This is a genomic window from Spongiactinospora gelatinilytica (assembly GCF_003236385.1).
Classification (GTDB): Bacteria; Actinomycetota; Actinomycetes; order Streptosporangiales; family Streptosporangiaceae; genus Spongiactinospora; species Spongiactinospora gelatinilytica.
Window position 1 is genome coordinate 1 of record NZ_POUA01000584.1, and the last position, 2986, is coordinate 2986.

At 68.8% G+C, this 2986-nt stretch carries 4 protein-coding genes; 2 read left to right on the top strand and 2 right to left on the bottom strand.

All coding sequences use genetic code 11. From position 1 onward, the window contains the following. Positions 1-96 precede the first annotated feature (96 nt). Entirely contained in the window at positions 97-267 is a 171-nt protein-coding gene (locus C1I98_RS42255) for a hypothetical protein (RefSeq protein WP_158558365.1), read from the bottom strand. 25 nt (positions 268-292) lie between these two features. Here C1I98_RS42255 and C1I98_RS37265 point away from each other — a divergent pair, with 25 nt between their 5' ends. Both C1I98_RS37265 and secY read left to right on the top strand, forming a co-directional pair. After that, positions 293-814, top strand: coding sequence for a CGNR zinc finger domain-containing protein (locus C1I98_RS37265; RefSeq protein WP_111171964.1), 522 nt, complete (start codon positions 293-295; stop codon positions 812-814). A gap of 123 nt (positions 815-937) precedes the next feature. Next, positions 938-2248 (top strand): preprotein translocase subunit SecY, encoded by a 1311-nt coding sequence (gene secY / locus C1I98_RS37270; RefSeq protein WP_111171965.1) that lies wholly within the window; start codon positions 938-940, stop codon positions 2246-2248. A gap of 27 nt (positions 2249-2275) precedes the next feature. Here secY and C1I98_RS37275 read toward each other — a convergent pair whose 3' ends face one another. Further along, positions 2276-2938: a response regulator gene (locus C1I98_RS37275; protein ID WP_111171966.1), complete on the bottom strand. Its 663-nt coding sequence runs from the start codon at positions 2936-2938 to the stop codon at positions 2276-2278. Positions 2939-2986: the final 48 nt, after the last annotated feature.

The following is a 2986-nucleotide window of genomic DNA, read 5'->3' on the forward strand; positions in this document are numbered from 1 at the left end:
ATGTTCGCGTACGTGGAGGGTGGGGGCGAGAGCGTGGCAAGTTGGGCGCTCGTGTCCGGCGGGCGCTCTTCCACGGCCAAGCCCGCGCCGGGTGGGTCAGTTGGGGATGGTGGTGGTGATGACGTCGAAGGGGGCCGCTGTTTTGATCAACCAGCTTCCGCAGGAGCAGTGCAGGTAGAAGATCACTCCCTCGGATGTGAGGTGGCTGGAGATCAGGCGCTGGGCTCCCGGATCGTGGACCCCTTCCCGGCAGGTTCGGTGGCTCATGTTGCCAGGATGATGTAATGGCCTTGTGCAATTCAACGCTTACGGAGGCCATGGAGCCGCGCTCGCCGCCGCACTCGTCAACTTCCGTGATCATCGGCTTGAGGCGTTGGAGGAGTTGCTGGCCGCGTACGAGATCATCCGGCCCAAGCTGGTGGCCGCGCACGTGGACGGGCTGTACGCCTGGGCCGAGCGGATTCGGCCGATCTTCGGCGAGCAGGACAGGGATCGCCAGATCGCGCTGATCAACGACCTGCTGGCGGCGGCCGCCTCGCGCCCCTACGTCAGCACCCACGACGGCCTGCCACCGCATCTGCACTACGTGTCCGACGACGCCGACCTCGGTTCCCGCGTCCGCGCGGTCACCGCCAGTGGCCTCGCCATGGCGGCCACCTTCTCCGACGGCTCCCGGCTCGGCCGCTGTGAGCGTCCCGGCTGTGCCGTCGTCTTCGTGGACACCTCGCGCAACGGCCGCCGCAGGTTCTGCTCCCCGCAGTGCGCCAACCGCTTCAACGTCGCCGCGCACCGCGCCCGCCACAACCACCGGTAGCCGTACGCAGATTCGCGTACGACGAGTGCCGCGCTCTGGCGGATGCCCCGGCGGCCCCCCGCTGGCGAGAATCGCCGCTGTGATTCCCGCAGCCCGTAACCATCCGCAGGCCCGGCGGCCGTCGTGCTGAGCGTGATCGCCCGCGCGTTCCGCACGCCCGAGCTGCGCGGCAAGCTCCTGTTCACGCTCGGCATGATCGTGCTGTTCCGGTTCGGCCAGATCCTGCCCGCCCCCGGAGTGCATGTCCAGAACGTCACCGCCTGTCTGACCCAGGCCCGGTCGGGCTCCTCGCGGACCGTGCTGGACATGATCCAGTTCTTCAGCGGCGGCGGAATGCTCCGGCTCTCGGTCTTCGCGCTCGGCATCGTGCCCTACATCACGGCCAGTATCCTCGTCCAGCTCCTGGCCGTGGTGATCCCCCGAATGGCGGCGCTGCGCAAGGAGGGGCAGGCGGGTACGGCCAAGGTCACGCAGTACACCCGCTACCTCACGATCGCGCTCGCCCTACTGAACGCCACCGCCATCGTCGCGATGGCGCGTTCCGGGCAGATCTTCGCCTCCTGCGACCGTCCGCTGCTGACCGGGTACGACCTGCTAACCGTCGGCACGCTGGTGGCCACGATCACGGCGGGCGCGGTACTGGTCATGTGGATGGGAGAGCTGGTCACCGCGCGCGGGGTCGGCAACGGCATGTCGATCCTGATCTTCACGCAGGTGGTCGCGGTCTTCCCCTCCTACCTGGCCACGATCATGCGGCAGAACCCGTTCGCCTTCGCGCTGATCATGGTGCTGGGCGTCTTCCTGGTCGCCGCCGTCGTGTTCGTGGAGCAGGGGCAGCGGCGCGTCCCCGTGCAGTACGCCAAGCGCATGGTGGGCCGCAGGGTGTACGGCGGGACGTCCACCTACATCCCGATCAAGGTGAACCAGGCCGGCATCGTGCCGGTGATCTTCACCTCGTCCCTGCTGATGCTTCCGCAGCTCGCGCCGTCCTTCCCGGCCGTGCAGTCCACTCCGGTCGCCGCCTGGCTCACCCGCTACCTCGTCTCCGGCGACCATCCGGTCTACGTCATCACCTACTTCGCGCTGATCGTGGGCTTCGCCTTCTTCTACGTGTCGATCACCTTCGATCCGGTGGAGATCGCCGGCAATCTGCGTACGTACGGGGGGTTCGTGCAGGGCATCCGCCCGGGGCGGCCGACCGCCGAGTACCTGAACTACGTGCTCAACCGGCTCACCGCGCCCGGAGCCGTCTATCTCGGCGTGCTGTCGTTGATCCCGATCGTGGCTTTCGTCCTGCTCCGCGATCCGGCCACCCAGCAGAACTTCCCGTTCGGCGGCGCGAGCATCCTGATCATGGTGGGCGTGGGGCTGGAGACCGTCAAACAGATCGAAAGCCAGCTCCAGCAGCGCAACTACGAGGGCTTTCTGCGCTGACCGGCGGGCGGCTTCAGGGCCGCTCGGTCAGCCGGGGATCGTCAGGCCCGCCCGCATCGCGAACACCACGAGCTGGGCGCGGTCGCGGGCGTGCAGTTTGACCATGGCCCGGCTCACGTGGGTGCGTACCGTGTCCGGGCTGAGCACCAGTTCCCTGGCGATCTCCTCGTTGGACCTGCCGGTCGCCACCCAGGCGACCATCTCGCGTTCGCGTGGGGTCAGTTCGTCCAGGCCGGCGACGGCGGGGCCGATCCCGTCGGCCAGGTGCCGGCCGAACATGCCGATCACCCGCCGGGTGACCGAGGGGGAGAGCAGCGCCTCGCCCGCCGCGACGACCCTGATCGCGTGCGCCAGTTCCTCTGGCGCACGCTCTTTCAGGATGAAACCGCCGGCGCCCGCTTGCAGCGACTCGAAGACGTAGCGGTCGATCTCGAAGGTGGTGACCACGATGACCCGTACGTCGCGCAGGCCGGGGTCGGCGGCGATGGCCTTCAGGGTGGCGACGCCGTCCATGCCGGGCATCCGGATGTCCAGCAGGAGGACGTCGGGCCGGGTACGGCGGAGCAGGTCGAGCGCGGCCGCGCCGTCCGCCGCCTCGCCGACCAGCTCCAGGTCGGCCTCGCGTTCGACGAGGACCCGCAGGCCCATCCGGACGACGGCCTCGTCATCGGCCAGCGCGACCCTGATCATGCGACCCGAGCCGCAAGTGGGGCGGGCGTGGCCATGTGAGCCGGGTGG